An 18687-nucleotide genomic window follows, 5' to 3' on the forward strand; every position below is an offset into this window, starting at 1 on the left:
CTTGGCTGCCTAAGGTGAGCGTATTGGAGTCAGGAGATGCACAATGCGTAGCCCTATCAAACTCGAGTTTTCGCAAAAGTACGACCAGCAGCACGCCCAGGAGTACTTCCTCAAGCATCAAGATGGCCTGGCGCGCAGGATGTCCCATCAGCGTGACGAGCAACTGGCCCGTCGCGCCCTGGCGCTGGCTGGCGAGCCCGGGCTGGTCCTCGACCTGCCGTGCGGCGCCGGGCGTTTCTGGCCATTGCTGGCAGAAAAACCCAACCGGGTGATCATCGGCGCCGACAATTCCGAAGCCATGCTCGAAACGGCGCGTGCCTCGCAACCGGCCGAAGTGGTGGAACGGGTACGTACTTTGCAGACATCTGCGTTCGCCATCGATTTGCCGGACAACTCGGTCGACAGCATTTTCTGCATGCGCTTGCTCCATCACATCGGTGAAGCAGCTCATCGCAAAGCAATACTCTCTGAATTTCAACGAGTTACACGCGACAGCGTGATCGTTTCGCTGTGGGTCGACGGCAATTTCAAAGCCTGGCGGCGCAAAAAGCTCGAGCAGCGGCGTTACGCTGAAAGCGGGCAGGGCAGTTACCAGAATCGTTTTGTGTTACCCGCTGCTACGGTTGAAGAAGAATTCGAAGCCGCCGGTTTCCGCATTCAGGAACGTTTGGACTTCTTGCCGTTCTACGCCATGTGGCGAGTCTATCTATTGCGTAAGGGGTAAGCGGGGCATGGGGTTTGAGCGCACAGCAGCAACGACGAACAAGGATCAGTTCGATCATTTCTGGCAGCAGCAGGGTGAATGGGTCGAGGAGCCCAATCAGCGTCGCGGCGGCGAGAGTGGTGTACAGCGACTGAGCGACGACGCCGGCCATACGTTTTATGCCAAGCGTCAGATCGGCCATATCTACCGCAGCCTGTTGCACCCGTTCGGGCGCCCTACCGTGCTGCGTGAATACGATGCCCTGAACAGCTTTGAGCAGCTTGGAGTGCGGGTGCCGCATATCGTCTATTGCGGCGTTGACCGTGATGCCGAACATCAGTGGCGGGCTTTGCTGGTCAGCGAGGCGCTGGAAGGTTTCGAGGACATCGACAGCTGGTTCGCCGCCGGCGCCCGTGAGCGCTACCACCCGTCACTGCATGAGCGGGTTCTGCAGGACCTGGCGCAGAACCTGGCGCGGATGCACCGGGGTCATTGGCAACATGGCTGCCTGTATGGCAAGCATGTGTTCGTCAAGGTTGTCGGCGAGGGTGCCGAGGCCAGGGCCGAGGTGGCATTGCTCGATCTGGAGAAGTGTCGTCGGCGCATCAGTTGCCAGCGTGCTGCGGCCAATGACCTTAAACAATTGCGCCGCCATTCGTCTTTCACTGACGCAGAGTGGCAAAAACTGCTCTATTTTTACCAGATGGCGTTTGGCAGCGCTGTCAAAGGTTTAGAGTAATGAAACTAGAAATAGCTCGAGGTGTTTTTCTGCTGATCGCGCTGGGGGTGGCAACCGCCGCCGTAGCCGCGTGGGAAGAGCCGCGCCCGCAGATTTTCAGCAAGGTCGACACGGGTGCGCAATGCCCGCTGCCACGGGTAATGAAACCCCAGGTCGATGCCAAACCCGACCACGATATATTGTTGTTGCTGTTCGGGCTCAGCCAGGGTGTACGCGCCAGCGGCTGAATCTGTGAATGCTGAACTGGCAAAGGCCTCGTCATTGACGAGGCCTTTTGCGTTTTTACGCCGTCTGGGCGGCCGCTTGCGGTGCATCAGCCTTGGCCAGCAAGGTGTAGATACACGGCAGCACGAACAGGGTGAACAAGGTGCCCACCGACATCCCGGAGGCGATCACCGTGCCGATGTCAAAGCGGCTGACCGCGCCGGCGCCGGTGGCGAGGATCAGCGGCACCATGCCGAACACCATCGCCGCCGTGGTCATCAGCACCGGACGCAGACGAATGGCCGCAGCTTCCTCCACCGCTTCGCGGGCGCTCAGGCCTTTTTGCTGGCGCAACTGGTTGGCGAACTCGACGATCAGGATGCCGTGTTTGCTGATCAGCCCGATCAGGGTCACCAGGCCCACCTGGGTGTAGATGTTCATGCTCGAAATACCCAGGAACAGCGGGATCAACGCCCCGCAGATCGACAGCGGTACGGTCACCAGGATCACCAGCGGGTCGCGAAAACTCTCGAACTGGGCCGCCAGCACCAAAAAGATGATCGCCAGGGCCAGGCCGAAGGTTACCCACAGGGCGCTGCCTTCCTGGACGAACTGACGCGCCGCGCCGCCATAATCAAAACCATAGCCTTCCGGCGCTTCCTCGCGGGCGATGGTACGCACGGTGTCCAGTGCCTCGCCCATGCTGACCAGCGCAAAGCCCTGGATGATCGTCGAGTTCAGTTGCTGGAACTGGTTGAGCTGACGCGGGCGGGCGCGGTCGCTGATGCTGATCAGGGTCGATAGCGGCAGCATCTGCCCTTGCTGGTTCTTCACGTAGTAGTTGTTCAGCCAGTCGGGGTTGTCGCGAAAGGGCCGCTCGACCTGGGCAATGACCTTGTAGCTGCGCCCGTCGATGGTAAACCGGTTGATCTCCGCTTCAGCCAGCAGCGTTGCCAGGGTGCCACCCAGGGCATCCATGGACACGCCCATCTGCGCCGCCTTGGCCCGGTCTATATCGACCACCACCTCCGGCTTGTCGAAGGCCAGGTCGATGTCGAGGAAAGCAAACTTGCCCGACGCCTGGGCGCGGGCCTTGACCCGTTCGGCGACCTCCAGCAAGGAGGCGTAGTCATTGGCGGTGTTGATCACGAAGGCAAAGGGCAAACCTTCACCGGTGCCGGGCAGCGAGGGCAGGTTGAAGCCGAAGATCTGCAGGCCGCTGATGCCTTCAAGCTTGGCCTGTACCAGCGGCAGCAACTCCATCTGGGTGCGCTCGCGCTCGTTCCACGGCTTGAGCAGAAAGCCGCCGATACCCGACTGCACGCCGTTGAAACCGTTGATCTGGAACGACGAGTAGTACTCGGGGAAGTCCTTGAAGATCTTGAGGAACTCGTCGGTGTAGCTGTTCAGGTAGTCAAGGTTGGTCGGCTGCGGCGCGGTGGCCATCATGAAGATGACGCCCTGGTCTTCGTCGGGTGCCAGTTCGTTCTTGGTGAACATCAGGAACACCGGAATCAGGCACAGCACGATCAGCGCAAACACCAGCACCACCGGCCGGGTGTTGAGGGTGCCGTGAAGGCTTTTCTGGTAGCGCTGCTTGAGCCGCTCGAACAAAAGGTCCAGGCGGTGGGCCAGGCCCGTGGGGTTCTGTTCGTGACGCAGGAGCAGGGCGCACATCATCGGCGACAGGGTCAGGGCCACGACTCCGGAGATCACCACAGCGCCGGCCAGGGTCAGGGCGAACTCCTTGAACAGCGCACCCGTGAGCCCTTCCAGAAAGCCGATAGGGGCGTAGACCGCCGCCAGGGTGATGGTCATCGACACCACCGGCATGGCGATCTCCCGGGCGCCTTCCAAGGCCGCGTCGCGGGGCGATTTACCTTCTTCGATGTGACGGTGGATGTTTTCCACCACGACAATGGCGTCATCGACCACCAGGCCGATGGCCAGGACCATGGCCAGCAGGGTGAGCAAATTCAGGGAATAGCCCATCAACTGCATGAAGAACAGTACGCCGATCATCGACAGCGGGATGGTGACCACCGGGATCAGCACCGAGCGCAGGGCGCCGAGGAACAGGAAGACCACGACGATGACGATCAGCACCGCTTCGACCAGGGTTTTCACCACTTCGTCGATCGAGGCCTGGATGAACAGCGTGGCGTCGTAGGCGATCGAGGATTTCAGGTTCGGTGGCAACTGGCTTTCCAGCTCGGGCATGAGCTTGCGCACCTCCTTGATCACTTCCAGCGGGTTGGCCGCCGGGGTGGCTTTGATGCCGATGTACACCGAGGGCGTGCCGTCGAAGGAGCTGACCGTGTCGTAGTTCTCGGCGCCCATTTCGACCCGCGCCACATCGCCGAGCAGCACCCGGCTGTCGCCGCTGGTCTTGAGCGGGATGTTGGCGAAGGCTTCGGCGCTCTTCAGTTCGGTAGTGGCGTTGATACTGGTGACGATGTACTCGCCCTTGAGTTCGCCGGCCGCCGACAGGAAGTTGTAGCCGCGCACGGCCTGGGTCACGTCGTTGGCGCTCAGGCCGTAGCCTGCGAGCTTCACCGGGTCGATCCACAGGCGCATGGCGAACAGCTGGTTGCCGAGGATCTCGGCTTCGGCCATGCCCGGCAGGGTCGCGAGCTTGGGCTGGATGACCCGCGACAGGTAGTCGGTGATTTGCGGGTTGCTTAGCTCGCTGCTGTAGAAACTCACGTACATCAGCGCCGAAGCGTCGGCGGCTTCCTTGCTCAGCACCGGGTCTTCGGCGTCCTGGGGCAGTTTGTTCTTGACCTCGTTGGCCTTGGCCAGCAGCTCGGTGAACAGCCGGTCGCTGTCCGAGCCGATGCGCGCGTAGATCGAGATCACCGAAAAGTTCTGCCGGCTTACCGAGGTCATGTAGTCGATGCCTTCGGCGCTGGCCAGGCTCTGCTGCAGCGGTTGGGTGATGTAACCCTGGATGGTCTCGGCATTGGCCCCGGGGTAGGCGGTGGTCACCGTGATCAGGGCGTTTTCCATCTGCGGATACTGACGGATCGGCAGCTTGCTCCAGGCCTGGAAGCCGAGCAGCACGATCAGCAGGCTGACCACGCTGGCCAGTACCGGGCGGCGGATGAACGGATCGGTAAAGGCCATGACGGTTCCTTGATCAGTTGCTGCGCGGCTGGCTGTCGGGAGCTTGCAGGGCTTTGTCCGGGCTGATGTTGATCGGCGCGCCCTGGGTGAGTTTCAGCTGGCCGGCGGTGACCACGGTTTCACCGGCCTTGAGCCCTTTGCTGATGACCACCAGGCCATCGCGGCGCTCGCCGGTCTCGACGAAGCGGCGCTCGGCAATCAGGATCGGCTGGGCTTCGGCGGTGTCTTGCGCTTTAGCGTCCTCGGCCGTTTCCGGCTTTTTCGCCACGGCGACGTATACCGAGTTGCCATAGAGGGTGTAGGTGACCGCGCTTTCCGGCACCACCACCTGGGGCTGCGGGTCAGGCAGCAGTACCTGCAGGCTGGTGAACATGCCGGGCAGCAGCTTGCCGTCAGGGTTGGCCAGAGTGGCGCGAACCTGCACGTTGCGGGTGCTGTCCTCGACCTTGGGGTTGATGGCGCTGATGGTGCCGGGGAAGTGTTCCTGCGGGTAGGCGGCGACAGTGACCAGCACCTGCTGGCCGATGCTCAGTTTGGGAATCGACTGTTCGGGGACGAAGAAATCGACGTAGAGGCTGCTCAGGTCCTGCAAGGTCGCGATCACCGTGCCGCTGGCCAGGTAGTCGCCGACATCCACTTGGCGGATGCCGATGGTGCCGCTGAACGGCGCATTGATGCTTTTTTTCGCCAGTGCCGCTTTGAGCTGATCGACCACTGCCTTGGTGCGCTTGAACTGGGCGCTGAGGCGGTCGAACTCGCCCTTGGAGATGGCCTGGCTGCCCACCAGCTGGCTGCCGCGGCTGTAATCGACCTGGGCCAGGCCGAGGTCGGCGAGGGCGGTGCCGAGCAGGGCGGTTTCGACGGCGCTGTCCAGTTGCAGCAACAGCTGGTCTTTACTGACCTTCTGCCCGGATTCGAAAAGCAGGGCCTTGACCGTGCCGGCGTTCTCCAGGCTCAGGTCGACCCCTTGCAGCGCCTTGAGGCTGCCCACTGCCGGCAGGCGGTTCTGCCAGGCGCGTTCACTGGCCTCGGTCGCCGCCACGCTGATCGGTGGCTTGGGGACCGAGAACATCTGGACCTGCTGATAGATGGAAAAGGCTTTGTAGCCCCCCAGAATCAGCACCAGCAACAGGACAACACCCAACATGATCAGCATGCGGCGGCGCAGCATAGTCCAGTTCCTTGGAGACGAATTATTCTTCGAATGGCACGACTTCGGGCGATCCTGCCCACGTGCGATGTAGCCGATATTACTCGTTTGACCAGGCCTGGGAAGGGTGAATTCCCGGGTATTTTCAGACCAGGTGCAAGTGGTTGTCCCAGAACGCCGAAGGCAACTGCAGCGGCTGGCCGATCAGTTCGGGCTTGCGGCAATCGTACAGACGGCAACGGCCCTGGCCGGAGGTCACGACAAAACCGTCTGCCACCGCGCCTACCCCGGCGCAGTCGGGCATCGGTGCGTCCAGGCGTACTTGCGCGCTATCCAGGTCCCAGATGAACAGGCGATTGGCGCGCGGCGCGGTCAGGGCCACCAGGCGAAGCTCGCTGTGGATAGCGACGCTGGCGGTGTAGTGGGCCATCGATTGCAACTGTTGCTCAGGCACCGGAAAGGCTTCGAAGGCCTGGCCCGGACGCTTGATCGCCAGCAACTCGGCCGTCTCGTGGCTGGCACCCATGAACTGCTGGCCGGCGACGATGGTGCCATCGCTGGCAATTGCCAGGTGGCGCACGCTGTTCATCTGCTGGCTGAGCACCTCTTTGCTCAGCAGGGTGCCATCGCGCTGCATCAGCACCAGGCTCGGCTGCATGGCGTCGAGGTTCATCTCTACCCGGCTTTCGGCCTCGGTACGGATACCGCCATTGGCCACCACCAGGGTTTCACCGTCGGGCATCCACGACACCTGGTGCGGGCCGATGCCGTGGGTGGAGATTTCACCGCTGTGCTGCAGGCGTTCGCCGTCGAACCGATAGACCCCGAGCACGCCACGGCCGGGGTCGGTGGTGTCGTTCTCGGTGGCGTACAGCCATTCGCCGCTCTTGTGCATCACCGCATGGCCGTAGAAGTGCCGGTTCGGCTGCGAGGTGATGGTCTGCAGCAAGCGGCCATCGCGCAGGTCGATCAGGTAGCTCTCGGTGCCCGGGCGGCGGGCAACGAACAGGGCAATCGGCTGCTCGGGATGGTTGATGATGTCGTGGCAACGCTGGCCCACCTGGGTGGCGAACACCTGGGTACCGTCCAGGCGGTAGCCGACGGCGTAGTGCTTGCCGTCGCCATCGTCACGCGCCGAGAGCAGCAGCGGCGTGCTGCTCTTGTTGCGAAACAGGGTCCAGCCGCCGAGGGTGAGGGCGCTGAGCACAACGCTACCGAGTTTGAGAGCCTGGCGTCGCAACATGATCAGTCACCGTCGTTGGCGTTGAAGCCCAGCTGGATGCCCAGCGCCTTGGCCAGCTCGCCTTCGTGCAGGCGGTGGACGACGTTGAGGCTGTCGTAAATGGTGTTCAGTTGCTGGCGACCGGCTTCGTCGTCGAGCAACTCGCCCAGGGTTTTCTGGTTGCTGGCCAGCAGCGTGGTGGCGTTAGCGTAAGCTGCGTCGATCTTGTCGGCCAGGGCTTGCTGGTCTTTGCCCAGCAGGCCGCGCAGGCCCTTGTTGTCGACCCCGACCCAGACGGTCTGGGCTGCATTGAGGCTGGCTTGCAGGCTTTTCAGCGAGGAGTGGCTGCGCCAGGCTTCGGCTTGCAGTGGCTGCGGGATGCCCTTGCTCAGGCGGCCCATGGGGGCGCCGAGCTTTTTCTTCAGAGTGTCCAGGGCGGTGACCTGGGCACGCAGCAGGTCGGCGATGGCCTCGTGGGAATCGGCATAGCGCTGGTTGGGGAACTTGGTCATCTGCGCCAGCATGCCGTCGGTGGTGTTCCAGCCTTTGAGGATTTCCTCGGCCAGGGCTTTCTGGTGCTCGCCGATGGCTACCAGCAGCGGGCAGTAGCGGGCTTTCTGTTCGGCGTTGGCGGCATCCGGCTTGCTGTCGAAGAGGATGTACTCGTAAGCCGACAGGCCGCGCACGACGACACTGGATTTGCCCAGGGTTTGGGCGTCGACCGGTTTGTCGCCATTGACCAGCTGTTCGACCTGCCGGCCGACCAGGTTCTTCTTGTCGGGCCAGAACTGCACCTGCCAGGCGCGATTGCCTTCAGCCAGCGGACCGATCAGCAGCGGTTGCAGCTCGGCCCAGGCTTTTTGCGCGTGGAGGAAGTCGGCACGGGCAGTGGCCAGGTCCGCCTTGCCTTCACAGAAGGCCAGGGCACTGACGGCCAGCTGGCGGTCGGCTTCGACCCAGCGGCTGTAGGTCGGCAGGATCACCTGTTGGGCGATTGCCGCCGAAGTCACCGCTTGTGGGTCTTGCGGCGAGCAGGCGCCGAGGGCGAGGGCGGCAAGGCTGGTGAACAACAGTTTGGGACGGAACATGCCCGGCTCCTTTGCTTAAAGTGAATTCAGGAACGCCAGCAACGCGGCGCGCTGCTCGGCATTGAAAGTCAGTACGTGCTGCTTGGCCGCTTGCGCCTCGCCACCGTGCCAGAGCACGGCTTCGAGCAGGTTGCGGGCACGACCATCGTGAAGAAACTGGGTGTGACCGCTGACGGTCTCGTTCAAGCCGATGCCCCACAGTGGCGGGGTGCGCCAGTCCTGGCCGCTGGCGGCGAACTCGGTGCGGTTATCCGCCAGGCCCGGGCCCATGTCATGCAGCAGCAAGTCGCTGTAGGGGCGGATCAACTGATTGGCCAGCTCCGGCTCGGCGGCGTCGCTGGCGGTGGTGAATTGCGGCGTGTGGCAGCTCTGGCAGCCAGCCTGGTGGAACAGGTTCTTGCCGGCCAGCACCTGGGTCGAGTCGATGTCCTTGCGTACTGGCACCGCCAGGTTGCGGGTATAGAACAGCACCAGGCGCAGGATGTTGTCGCTGACTTCCTGCTCGCCGTTGGCACCGTTGCCGTTGGCGGCATTGAGGCAGTCGGTCTGCGCCGGGGTGCAATCGTCCATCGGCCGCAGGCTGGTGGTCAGGCCCATGTCGCCGGAAAACGCGTGGACATTCTGCTGGTTGAGGTTCGGCTGCCCGGCCTTCCAGCCGAAGCGGCCGAGCACGGTCTTGCCCTGGGCGTCGTCCCAGACCTGGTTGGCGCGACCACGGATACCATCGCCGTTGCGGTCATCGGGGTCGGCATTGGCCAGGATCGCCGCTTCGGGGATGGCCTCGAGCAGGCCCAGGCCGATCATCGGCGGGGCGATCCGGGCGGAGAAACGGGTATCGGGGTGCATCGGGCCGTAGCCCAGTTGGCTGATCTGCAGCCGTGGCTTGCGCAGTTCGACTTCAGTGCCGTCCTTGAAGCTGACCTGTTGCATGTCGTACTCGACCCGCACCTTGCCTTCGGGTGCTACACCGGGCACTGCCATGTCTTGCAACTGACCGCCATACACCGGCTCCGGGACGATGCCCAGTTGCTCGATGACCTTGGCGTACTGCGGTTGATCCGGGATCGACAGGCGCACCAGCATCGACACCGAATTGGCGGCGTTGGGCCCCGGCGGGTGGCCGCGACCGTCCTTGATGTGGCAGTTCTGGCAGGCATTGGTATTGAACAGCGGGCCCAGGCCGTCGCGGGCGGTGGTGGTCGACGGGGCGATCACCCAGGGGCTGCGGAAAAAGCTGTTGCCGACGCTGAAGTCCAGGCGCCGGCTCGGCGTCAGGTTGGCCGAAGGCATGGAGTAGGCGTTCTGGTCGCGCTTGTTCACCGTCGCTTTGCCACCGGCCAGCGCCTCACCGGGCTCGGCCTGGGTGAAACGCGGTGCGTCGTCGCAGCCGGCCAGAAGGAAGGCCAGAAGCAGGGGACTGAGGCGGGGAAGCAACGAGGACATCAATAATCCTGGGGCTTGGGCAAAAACCGGCGTGCAAGCTTAGCAGGCTCAGGGTGATTGAATAAGAGGGATTTGCGTTTGCTGGATGAAATCTGTGCTCATGCCCTGTGGGAGCCGGTTGCAGATATAAAAAAGGCGACCCGAAGGTCGCCTCTTTCAATCGCCGCTGAATCAGAACTCGTGATCAGCGTTGTCTGGCGCCAGGTTGGCGATGCCCAGTTTGCTCGCGGCCTGCTCGATCGCGCCGGTCTGCTTGACCAGGGCGGCGATGGCGTCACGCACGATCTGGTTGCCGGCAGCGTTGTCGGCAGCGATCAACTGGTCGTAGTGCTCGCCTTTGGCGGCGTGGTCGACCATAACCTGGATCTTGGCTTCGGTCGCTTCCAGGTCGGCCTTGAGGGTGGTGTCGGTAGCCGCGTCGATCTTGGCCACCAGCGACGACAGGCTTGGGCCGGTCAGCTTGCTGCCGTCGGCGCGGGTGTACTCGCCCAGGTAGACGTTACGGATGCCCTTGGCGTCGTAGAAGTGCGAGTTGTGGGTGTTGTCGCTGAAGCAGTCTTGCTCGTCTTCAGGCGAGTTGGCCTCCAGGGACACCTTCATGCGCTCGCCAGCCAGTTCGCCCAGCGACAGGCTGCCCATGCCGAACAGCATTTTGCGCAGGCCGTCGGTCACAGGTTCTGCTTCGAGGGTGGCGCGGTAATTGGTAGCGACGTTCGGTGCCCAGTTGCCGACCATTTCTTCGAGGTCGTTGACCAGCAGTTGGGTCACGGCTTTCAGGTAGGCACGGCGGCGTTCGTTATGGCCGCCGGTAGCGCCCTTGCCTTCGAGGTAATCGGAAGCCGGACGGGCACCAGCGCCTGGGCCAGTACCGTTGAGGTCCTGGCCCCAGAGCAGGAATTCGATAGCGTGGTAGCCAGTGGCAACGTTGGCTTCGGAGCCGCCCAGCTCGTTCAGGCTGGCCAGTTTCTCGGGGGTGATGTCCTTGACGTCTACCTTGTCTTCGCCGACCTGAACTTCAGTGTTGGCGATGATGTTGGCGGTAGCGCCAGGGTTACCCAAGGCATGCTCGTAGCTCTTGTCGACATAGTCGATCAGGCCTTCGTCCAGCGGCCAGGCGTTCACCTGACCTTCCCAGTCGTCGATGATGGTGTTGCCGAAGCGGAACACTTCGCTCTGCAGGTACGGCACACGGGAAGCCACCCAGGCGGCCTTGGCGGCGTTCAGGTTTTCGTCGTTGGGTTTGGCGAGGAAGGCGTCGATAGCGGTTTGCAGGGTCTTGGCGGTGCTCAGCGAGTCGCTGTACACGGCATGGACCATGTCGGCGTAATGCTTGACCACGGCTTTTGCCGCTGCCTCGTCGACGGCGCCAGCGGCGGCCGGTGCGGCAGCCGAAGAGGTGGCAGCCGGAGCTTGCGGTGCGGCGGCCTTGTCCTTGTCCTTGCTGTCGCCGCAACCGGCGAGAGAGATGGCAATGGCCAACAGACTGGCGGTGGCCAGAGGCATACGAATCATGGCGAATTCCTGCGTCGAGAGGTTGGACAGGCGTACCGGGGCACGCAAAACTGCAACATAATGCGAAAGATTTGCATTTTGTGTAAAGGGGCAGTCACGTAAATATTCAAATGCGTGTTTCGGCCACTTCGGGCAATGCGGAAAGGTGTTACAGGATCGAAACCTGATTGCGCTGCGCCTGCTTGAGGAACGCGGTCAACTCCCGGGCTGGCAAGGGTTTGCTGTAGTGGTAGCCCTGACCTTCATGGCAACCCTGGGCAATGATGTAGGCCTCCTGTTCCGCCGTCTCGACCCCCTCGGCAATGACCTGCATGCCCAGGCTCTTGCCCAGCTGGATGATGGCGCGAACGATGGTGGCATCGTCGTCGTCATCGAGCAGGTCCTGGACGAAGCTCTTGTCGATCTTGATCTTGTCCAGCGGCAGCGACTTCAGGTAACTGAGCGATGAGTAGCCGGTACCGAAGTCGTCAATGGCGATCAGCGCCCCGGAGCGGCGCAGGCTAAGCAGGTGCTGGGCCGCGGTGCTGATGTCTTCCATCAGGCCGGTTTCGGTGACTTCCAGTTCCAGGCTGCGCGGTGGCAGGCGGTAGATCTGCAGCAGGTTGTTGACCACTCGCGGCAGCTCGTTGTGATGCAACTGTACAGTCGACAGGTTGACCGCCATGCGCAGTTCGCTGAAGCCCTGGTCATGCCAGTCGCGCAGTTGCCGGCAGGCCTGGTCGAGCACCCATTCGCCGATGGTGATGATGTTGCCGTTCTGCTCGGCCAGGGGGATGAACTGGTCTGGCGGGACCATGCCCAGCTCCGGATGCTGCCAGCGCAGCAGTGCTTCGACGCCGACCACGCGGTGGTCTCGGTAGCTGATCTGTGGCTGATAAACCAGAAACAGCTGGTTGCGCGGCAGGGCTTCACGCAGGTCTTTTTCCAGCTCGCGGCGGCGGCGCATCTCGCTGTCGACGCTGGCGATGTAGAACTGGTAACGGTTGCGCGAGCGGGCCTTGGCCAGGGTCATGGTCTGCTCGGCCTTTTGCAGCAGCTTCTCGGTGCTGTCGCCGTCTTCGGGGAACAGGGTGATGCCGATGGTGGCGCGCAGGCGGATTTCCTGATGGTCGAGGGCGAACGGCGCCTCGAGGTCATCGAGAATGCTCTGGGCCAGTTCGGCCGCTTCGTAGGGCTGCTCGATATCGGCCTGGACCAGGGCGAACTGGTCGCCACCCAGGCGTGCCAGGGCACCGAGCCGGCCACTGTGGGCACGCAGGCGGTCGGCCAGGGCCAGCAGCAACTGGTCGCCGGCCTGGTAGCTGAATTGCTCGTTGATACCCTTGAAGTCATCCAGGCCGACGCACAATACCGCCACCCGGCGTTGCAGGCGGCCGGCGTCGACGAGGATCTTGTCCAGTTGCTGCTGCAGTTGCTGGCGGTTGGGCAGGCCGGTGAGGAAATCGTACTGGGCCATGCGCAACAGGCTGTTCTCGGCTTCGTGGCGCAGGTGGGTGTTGCGCTCGATCGACGCCAGCAACTGGTTGGCGGTGTTGACCCACAGGCCCAGCTCGTTCTTTTCGTGGCCCTTGATCAGCGGCAGCTGATGCTGGCTGGGGCGGTCGGGGTTGATCTGGGTAAGGTGCTCGATGATCTTCGACAGCGGCTTGGTCAGCATCCAGTGATAGACCAGGTACAGCACCAGGCCCATGGCCAGGGCGCGCAGCACGCCAGAAATGAAGATGATCACCGAACTGATCAGGAAACCCTCGCCATAGGATGCGGTGTCGAGGGTGATGCTCAGGTCGCCGTAATATTCGCTATAGGGGCCCCGACCGACCAGCTGGGTGGTGAAGCTGCGCTCCTGGCCAAGAATCAGGTCGGTCAGCCAGCGGCTGGAGACTTCCTGCAACGGGCGGGATTTTTCCGCCAGCATGGTCTCGTTGGGATGGCCGATGGAGGCCATGCGCACGGACTCGTCCTGGAACAAGCCCTCCATGACCTGCATGCCCATTTCCTTGTCCAGGCTGTAGACCGCCTGGGTCGAAGGATCACGGAACATGTCGAGGATCCGTTGGGCGTCATTGGCGACGGCCTGGCGGGTCTTGTAGGCATCGAAGACGATCTGCGCACAACTGAGAACTACACCGACGACCAACGCCGAGAGCAGTACTACCCTGAGCAACTTGACCGATAAGCTGTTCTTGAGTTCCAGCTTCAATGGGGTTTCCTTAATCCATGCGCATGGCATCATTTTGCCATCAAACTTGGCAATCCACTATCGGCCGTCAACAGGACTTCTCCAGCTCCTTGAGGGTGCATTTTTTGCACCGGGAGCAGGTTGGTTACCTATCGTCACTGTATCGGTTGCCCGGCCTTGCGACTTTAATCTGTGGGAACGAGTTTCCCAACGTTTGATGTTAGCGCGCTCTGCGTGTGCGGCAAGATGCACAGTGCGCGAATAGGATGAAAAATGTTGCAGCCAGGGCGCCCATAAAAAAGGTTCTTCACGGCTTACCGGGGGCTATGATCCTTGGGTTGGGTCGGGATGTTAAGGCTTCTAGCTTATCCATTCACTGTGGCGCCGCTGCCGGCCCCTTCCGCCCTTACGGCGGGTCCCTTTTGTCTTGGCAACAGGAACCAAAACCGCTCGCTCCAGCATACGGCCCTACGCTGCGCTCCGGGTTCCTTCGCTACGGCGCCTGCACTGGCGTATCTGCGAAAGCAGATGTTGGCGAAGCCATGCTGACGCAGGAGCGGGACAAGCCCGCTGATAAAACGAGCACCAACTTGTTTGGTCTTGATCTTGATCTTGATGTTCATGCACGTACTTCCAGGCGCCGCGAAAAGCGACTTCAGGAGGCCTAGCGAAGGTGCCTGTAGGGGCGGTGCGCAGCACCTTCGGCGTCAGCCGAAGACGCGAGACGTAGACTTGGCGTAGCAAGTCGTAGGCCGCGATGCCCCGGAAGGCGCCAGCAGCAGCCCCACACTGAATGGATAAGCCCGCAGCCTCAACATCCCAACCCAGGATTCCGTGAAGAACCATAAAAAAGCCCACCGCTAGGGTGGGCTTTTCGGTCGCTCGATACTTTATGCAAAGTATCGCTCAGCAGCCGGCTCAGGCAGTGAAGGTCTTGCCTTCGAACTGCTCGGCAACGAACTTCCAGTTGACCAGGTTCCAGAACGCCTCGACATACTTCGGACGCAGGTTGCGGTAGTCGATGTAGTAGGCGTGTTCCCAGACGTCGCAGGTCAGCAGCGGGGTGTCGCCGTTGGTCAGCGGGTTGCCGGCGCCAATGGTGCTGGCCAGGGCCAGGGAGCCGTCGGCTTTTTTCACCAGCCAGCCCCAGCCGGAACCGAAGGTGCCGACCGAAGTCTTGGTGAACTCTTCCTTGAACTTGTCGAACGAACCGAACGCGGCGTTGATGGCTTCAGCCAGGGCGCCGGTTGGTTGGCCGCCGGCGTTTGGCGCCAGGCAGTTCCAGTAGAAAGTGTGGTTCCAGACCTGAGCGGCGTTGTTGAAGATACCGCCCGAGGAGGTCTTGACGATCTCTTCCAGGGTCTTGCCTTCGAACTCGGTGCCAGGCACCAGGTTGTTCAGGTTCACGACATAGGTGTTGTGGTGCTTGTCGTGGTGGTATTCCAGGGTTTCCTTGGAAATGTGCGGCTGCAGGGCGTCGTGGGCGTAAGGCAGCGGCGGCAATTCAAAAGCCATGGTGATTCTCCTAATCAGGTCTGTTGCGGTGAGCGCAAGGCCGATCACGGGCGGCCGGTGTGCGTCGGCGAGTTTGTACTCTTTGCGACGCAAGGGCTGGATCATAGCACCGGGCCCGGTGCTTAACCACGCAACAAGTGTACGGGAAAGAGGTTCCAGAGCCTTTGCCGGTGCCGGACGAGCGGCGTCTCAGGTAAAGATCAGTTGCGCTGCCACGGCAAACATCATCACCGCCACCATCAGATCGAGCAGCCGCCAGGTGCCGGGGCGCGCCAGCCACGGTGCCAGCCAGGCAGCGCCCAGGGCCAGGGTGAAGAACCACAGCAGCGAGGCGCTGGCGGCGCCGGCCACGTAGGCACCGGGCACGGATTGCTGGGCGCCCAGCGAGCCGATCAGCAACACCGTATCGAGGTACACATGCGGGTTGAGCAGGGTTACCGCCAGGGCGCTGAGCAGCACCGCCCGGCGCGAGCGCAGGCCCTGGCCTTCGCCCTGTTGCAGGCTTTGTTGCGAGCAGGCGCGCAACAGGGCCTTGGCGCCGTACCAGATCAGAAATACCGCACCGCCCCAACGCGCAACCGCCAGCAGCGTCGGGTTCTGCGCCAGGACCGTGGCCAGGCCAAACACGCCCGCCGCTACCAGGAGGGCATCGCAGACCACGCACAGCGCCGCCACCGGCAGGTGATGTTCACGGCGCAGGCTTTGCGCCAGGACAAAGGCGTTTTGCGTGCCGATCGCCATGATCAGGCCGAAGGCGACCAAGAGGCCGTTCAGGTAGCTTTGCCACATAGGGGGAACTCCAGGAAACGCCCGCAGGGCGCGGGCGCAAATACAAAGAAGATGCTGGCTATTGTGGGGATTTCATCTGTATAAGAAAAACAAATAAAGCTGATCCGGCATTAGGAAAAATAATGTTCGATTACAAACTGCTTTCTGCCCTTGCTGCCGTTATCGAGCAGGCCGGTTTCGAACGTGCCGCCCAGGTGCTTGGACTGTCCCAGTCGGCGATTTCCCAGCGCATCAAGTTGCTTGAGGCGCGGGTCGGCCAGCCGGTACTGGTGCGCGCCAATCCGCCGAGCCCCACCGATGTCGGTCGGCGTCTGCTCAACCATGTGCAGCAGGTGCGCCTGCTTGAGCGTGACCTGCAGAGCCAGGTGCCGGCGCTGGACGAAGAGGGCATGCCCGAGCGTCTGCGCATTGCCCTCAATGCCGACAGCCTGGCGACCTGGTGGGCAGGCGCGGTGGGTGAATTTTGTGCCGATCAGCAAGTGCTGCTGGACCTGGTGGTGGAAGACCAGGAGGTCGGCCTCAAGCGCATGCGCGCCGGCGAAGTGGCGGCCTGCCTGTGTGGCAGTGAACGGCCGGTGGCCGGTGCGCGCAGCCTGTTGCTTGGCGCCATGCGCTATCGGGCGCTGGCCAGCCCGGCGTTCATGGCCCGCTACTTTCCAGCGGGCTTCGATGCTGCGCGATTGTCGCGGACTCCGGCGCTGGTGTTCGGGCCGGATGATTTCCTGCAGCACCGTTACCTGGCTTCCCTGGGAATTCAGGACGGTTTCCTTCACCACCTGTGTCCGTCGTCCGAAGGTTTTTTGCGCATGACCGAAGCAGGCCTGGGCTGGGGCCTGGTGCCGGAACTGCAGGTGCGCGATCAACTGGCCAGCGGGCGACTGGTAGAAATATCAGCGGATAAACCCATCGACGTGCCCTTGTACTGGCATCATTGGCGCAACGGCGGGCAGTTGCTCGGCCAACTGACGGATCACCTGCGTCTTACAGCCGGGCAGTGGCTGGTGCCCTTGTAGGCACTGGCGGCGTCAGCAGTATCTGAAAAACCTGTTTTAGGCGGAGTGCTACATGCAAATTCTGGTCACCGGCGCGAGCGGCTTCATTGGCGGGCGCTTTGCGCGCTTTGCCCTGGAGCAGGGCTTTGACGTTCGGGTCAACGGCCGCCGCGCCGAAGGCGTCGAGCACCTGGTGCGGCGCGGCGCGCAGTTCATCCCGGGTGACCTGAACGACCCGGACCTGGCCCGACGCCTGTGCCAGGGCGTCGAGGCGGTGGTGCATTGTGCCGGTGCGGTCGGCAATTGGGGGCGTTACCAGGACTTCTATCAAGGCAACGTGGTGGTCACTGAAAACGTTGTCGAGGCGTGCTTGAAGGAGCATGTGCGGCGGTTGGTGCACCTGTCTTCGCCGTCGATCTATTTCAATGGCCGCTCGCAGCTGGGCATCACCGAAGAGCAGGTGCCGCGACGCTTCCATGACCATTATGGGGCCACCAAGCACCTGGCCGAGCAGAAAGTCTTCGGCGCCCAGGAGTTCGGTCTCGAAGTGCTGGCCCTGCGTCCGCGCTTTGTCACCGGAGCGGGTGATGTGAGTATCTTCCCGCGCTTGTTGCAGATGCAGCGCAAGCGGCGCCTGGCGATCATCGGCAACGGCCTGAACAAAGTCGACTTCACCAGCGTGCAGAACCTCAACGAGGCGCTGATCAGTGCCCTGCTCGCCGACAACGCGGCACTGGGCCAGGCCTACAACATCAGTAACGGTCACCCCTTGCCGTTGTGGGATGTGGTCAATTACGTGATGCGGCAAATGCACCTGCCGCAAGTCACCCGTTACCGTTCCTACGGTCTGGCCTACAGCCTGGCCGCCTTGAACGAAGGCGCCTGCCTGCTCTGGCCGGGGTGCCCGCAACCGACCTTGTCGCGCTTGGGGATGCAGGTGATGAGCAAGGACTTCACCCTCGACATCAACCGCGCCAGGCAGTTTCTTGATTACCGCCCCAGCGTCAGCCTGTGGTCGGCGCTGGATGAGTTCTGCGGCTGGTGGAAAGCCCAGGACCTTCCGTCCGGCAAGCACTGAACCGGATCAAGGCTTTGCGGTCGATCAGAGCGCTGATCAGGCTTTATACTACTGACCATTTGCTATCACCGTGGTTGAAGGGATCCCATGCGTAACAATGCCCCAGATGATTTCGAGAACGTACCGACCTTGAGTGCCGGTAGCCGCGATGACGATGATTTCGTCCCGGTAGCGGGTGTGCGTCGTGGCGGCTCGGCGGCCTCGCGCGTCCAGCCCAAGGCGGCGAGCAGTGGCCCGTTGTGGGCATTGCTCGGCGCTTCGTTCATTGCCCTGGGTGGCCTTGGCTGGTGGAGCTTTCAGCAGATTTCGCTGATGGAGCAGCAACTGGTTGCCACCCAGGAGAGCTTCGCGCGCATCAGTGAAGAAGCGGCGGGGCGCTTGCAGGCAATCAGTGGCAAGGTCGCGGCCAGCGAGACCAGTGTCAGCACCGACAGCGAAGCCCTGAAGTTGCAGATCAAGCAGTTGCAGTCGAGCCTCTCCGAGCAGGGCCGGCAACAGCAGGGTGTGGCGGGGCAGACCGGTGATCTGGGCAAGCGTCTGGAGCAGGTGCTGGCGCAGGCCAGTGAGCAACAGGCGGCCAATGCCAAGTTGCAGGAGCAGTTGCAGGCACAGCTCAAGCGTGTGAACGACGAGCTGACTGCATTGAAGTCGGCGCAGGTGGATGGCGGCAAGCTTAATGGTGAGCTCAAGAGCCTGAACGCTGATGTGGCAGCGTTGAAGAAACAGGGCAACCCGGCCGCGGCGATCCAGCGCCTGGAGCAGGACCTGATCGTGCTCAAGAGCGAGCAGGAGAACCGCCCGGCGCCTGCGGCAAGCGGTGGCGCCTCGACGGCTGAGTTCGACGCGTTTCGTGGCCAGGTGACCCGCAACATCAATACCCTGCAAAGCCAGGTGCAGAACCTGCAACAGCAGATCAACGCCCGGCCTTGACTTGACCCGCGATGCTT

The 18687-nt window shown here is 62.3% G+C and carries 16 protein-coding genes; 6 read left to right on the forward strand and 10 right to left on the reverse strand.

Features of this window, described 5'->3' with window-relative positions:
- The first annotated feature begins 43 nt into the window (after nucleotides 1-43).
- The 3 genes from F8N82_RS02445 to F8N82_RS02455 are packed head-to-tail and all read left to right on the forward strand — an operon-like array spanning nucleotide 44 to nucleotide 1669.
- Nucleotides 44-724: a class I SAM-dependent methyltransferase gene (locus F8N82_RS02445; RefSeq protein ID WP_038998898.1), complete on the forward strand. Its 681-nt coding sequence runs from the start codon at nucleotides 44-46 to the stop codon at nucleotides 722-724.
- Between the two features lie 7 nt (nucleotides 725-731).
- Nucleotides 732-1442 (forward strand): lipopolysaccharide kinase InaA family protein, encoded by a 711-nt coding sequence (locus F8N82_RS02450; protein WP_038998899.1) that lies wholly within the window; start codon nucleotides 732-734, stop codon nucleotides 1440-1442.
- On the forward strand, nucleotides 1442-1669 hold the full coding sequence (locus F8N82_RS02455; RefSeq protein WP_038998900.1) for a hypothetical protein: 228 nt from the start codon (nucleotides 1442-1444) through the stop codon (nucleotides 1667-1669). Before F8N82_RS02450 ends, F8N82_RS02455 begins: the two co-directional genes overlap by 1 nt.
- Before the next feature lie 55 nt (nucleotides 1670-1724).
- Here the strand turns inward: F8N82_RS02455 and F8N82_RS02460 are convergent, their stop codons facing one another.
- The 10 genes from F8N82_RS02460 to F8N82_RS02505 all read right to left on the reverse strand — a co-directional run bounded on the left by F8N82_RS02460 (nucleotide 1725) and on the right by F8N82_RS02505 (nucleotide 15670).
- Complete coding sequence (locus F8N82_RS02460) at nucleotides 1725-4772, reverse strand: multidrug efflux RND transporter permease subunit (RefSeq protein ID WP_038998901.1); 3048 nt, start codon at nucleotides 4770-4772, stop codon at nucleotides 1725-1727.
- A gap of 13 nt (nucleotides 4773-4785) precedes the next feature.
- Entirely contained in the window at nucleotides 4786-5943 is a 1158-nt protein-coding gene (locus F8N82_RS02465) for an efflux RND transporter periplasmic adaptor subunit (protein ID WP_038998902.1), read from the reverse strand.
- Between the two features lie 124 nt (nucleotides 5944-6067).
- Nucleotides 6068-7165, reverse strand: a complete 1098-nt coding sequence (locus F8N82_RS02470; protein WP_038998903.1) for a DUF1513 domain-containing protein — start codon at nucleotides 7163-7165, stop codon at nucleotides 6068-6070.
- A gap of 2 nt (nucleotides 7166-7167) precedes the next feature.
- On the reverse strand, nucleotides 7168-8232 hold the full coding sequence (locus F8N82_RS02475; protein ID WP_038998904.1) for an imelysin family protein: 1065 nt from the start codon (nucleotides 8230-8232) through the stop codon (nucleotides 7168-7170).
- Between the two features lie 15 nt (nucleotides 8233-8247).
- Complete coding sequence (locus F8N82_RS02480) at nucleotides 8248-9675, reverse strand: di-heme oxidoredictase family protein (RefSeq protein ID WP_038998905.1); 1428 nt, start codon at nucleotides 9673-9675, stop codon at nucleotides 8248-8250.
- A gap of 171 nt (nucleotides 9676-9846) precedes the next feature.
- Nucleotides 9847-11187, reverse strand: a complete 1341-nt coding sequence (locus F8N82_RS02485) for an imelysin family protein (protein ID WP_038998907.1) — start codon at nucleotides 11185-11187, stop codon at nucleotides 9847-9849.
- Between the two features lie 148 nt (nucleotides 11188-11335).
- Nucleotides 11336-13387 carry a putative bifunctional diguanylate cyclase/phosphodiesterase gene (locus tag F8N82_RS02490; protein ID WP_038998908.1) on the reverse strand — a complete coding sequence of 684 codons (2052 nt, stop codon included), beginning with the start codon at nucleotides 13385-13387 and terminating at the stop codon, nucleotides 11336-11338.
- Between the two features lie 344 nt (nucleotides 13388-13731).
- Entirely contained in the window at nucleotides 13732-13989 is a 258-nt protein-coding gene (locus F8N82_RS02495) for a hypothetical protein (RefSeq protein ID WP_150776757.1), read from the reverse strand.
- Between the two features lie 295 nt (nucleotides 13990-14284).
- Nucleotides 14285-14881 (reverse strand): superoxide dismutase, encoded by a 597-nt coding sequence (locus F8N82_RS02500; protein ID WP_038998911.1) that lies wholly within the window; start codon nucleotides 14879-14881, stop codon nucleotides 14285-14287.
- Between the two features lie 189 nt (nucleotides 14882-15070).
- Nucleotides 15071-15670 carry a LysE/ArgO family amino acid transporter gene (locus F8N82_RS02505; protein ID WP_038998912.1) on the reverse strand — a complete coding sequence of 200 codons (600 nt, stop codon included), beginning with the start codon at nucleotides 15668-15670 and terminating at the stop codon, nucleotides 15071-15073.
- A 122-nt stretch (nucleotides 15671-15792) separates the two neighbouring features.
- Between F8N82_RS02505 and F8N82_RS02510 the strand changes: the two genes are divergently transcribed.
- From F8N82_RS02510 to F8N82_RS02520, 3 genes are all read left to right on the forward strand, one after another.
- Nucleotides 15793-16683, forward strand: coding sequence for a LysR family transcriptional regulator ArgP (locus F8N82_RS02510; protein ID WP_038998913.1), 891 nt, complete (start codon nucleotides 15793-15795; stop codon nucleotides 16681-16683).
- A 52-nt stretch (nucleotides 16684-16735) separates the two neighbouring features.
- Nucleotides 16736-17740 (forward strand): NAD-dependent epimerase/dehydratase family protein, encoded by a 1005-nt coding sequence (locus F8N82_RS02515; protein WP_038998914.1) that lies wholly within the window; start codon nucleotides 16736-16738, stop codon nucleotides 17738-17740.
- An 87-nt stretch (nucleotides 17741-17827) separates the two neighbouring features.
- Nucleotides 17828-18670 carry a hypothetical protein gene (locus F8N82_RS02520; RefSeq protein ID WP_038998916.1) on the forward strand — a complete coding sequence of 281 codons (843 nt, stop codon included), beginning with the start codon at nucleotides 17828-17830 and terminating at the stop codon, nucleotides 18668-18670.
- The last annotated feature ends 17 nt before the right edge of the window (nucleotides 18671-18687 follow it).

It is taken from the genome of Pseudomonas fluorescens (assembly GCF_902497775.2).
GTDB classification, from domain to species: Bacteria; Pseudomonadota; Gammaproteobacteria; order Pseudomonadales; family Pseudomonadaceae; genus Aquipseudomonas; species Aquipseudomonas putida_F.

Bases quoted from the DNA above. Each gene is read 5' to 3' on its own strand.
- F8N82_RS02510 (WP_038998913.1), top strand. From the start codon at position 15,793: ATGTTCGATTACAAACTGCTTTCTGCCCTTGCTGCCGTTATCGAGCAG.
- F8N82_RS02455 (WP_038998900.1), top strand. From the start codon at position 1,442: ATGAAACTAGAAATAGCTCGAGGTGTTTTTCTGCTGATCGCGCTGGGG.
- F8N82_RS02480 (WP_038998905.1), bottom strand. From the start codon at position 9,675: ATGTCCTCGTTGCTTCCCCGCCTCAGTCCCCTGCTTCTGGCCTTCCTT.
- F8N82_RS02520 (WP_038998916.1), top strand. From the start codon at position 17,828: ATGCGTAACAATGCCCCAGATGATTTCGAGAACGTACCGACCTTGAGT.
- F8N82_RS02500 (WP_038998911.1), bottom strand. From the start codon at position 14,881: ATGGCTTTTGAATTGCCGCCGCTGCCTTACGCCCACGACGCCCTGCAG.
- F8N82_RS02450 (WP_038998899.1), top strand. From the start codon at position 732: ATGGGGTTTGAGCGCACAGCAGCAACGACGAACAAGGATCAGTTCGAT.
- F8N82_RS02515 (WP_038998914.1), top strand. From the start codon at position 16,736: ATGCAAATTCTGGTCACCGGCGCGAGCGGCTTCATTGGCGGGCGCTTT.
- F8N82_RS02470 (WP_038998903.1), bottom strand. From the start codon at position 7,165: ATGTTGCGACGCCAGGCTCTCAAACTCGGTAGCGTTGTGCTCAGCGCC.
- F8N82_RS02475 (WP_038998904.1), bottom strand. From the start codon at position 8,232: ATGTTCCGTCCCAAACTGTTGTTCACCAGCCTTGCCGCCCTCGCCCTC.
- F8N82_RS02465 (WP_038998902.1), bottom strand. From the start codon at position 5,943: ATGCTGCGCCGCCGCATGCTGATCATGTTGGGTGTTGTCCTGTTGCTG.
- F8N82_RS02460 (WP_038998901.1), bottom strand. From the start codon at position 4,772: ATGGCCTTTACCGATCCGTTCATCCGCCGCCCGGTACTGGCCAGCGTG.
- F8N82_RS02495 (WP_150776757.1), bottom strand. From the start codon at position 13,989: ATGAACATCAAGATCAAGATCAAGACCAAACAAGTTGGTGCTCGTTTT.
- F8N82_RS02485 (WP_038998907.1), bottom strand. From the start codon at position 11,187: ATGATTCGTATGCCTCTGGCCACCGCCAGTCTGTTGGCCATTGCCATC.
- F8N82_RS02445 (WP_038998898.1), top strand. From the start codon at position 44: ATGCGTAGCCCTATCAAACTCGAGTTTTCGCAAAAGTACGACCAGCAG.
- F8N82_RS02505 (WP_038998912.1), bottom strand. From the start codon at position 15,670: ATGTGGCAAAGCTACCTGAACGGCCTCTTGGTCGCCTTCGGCCTGATC.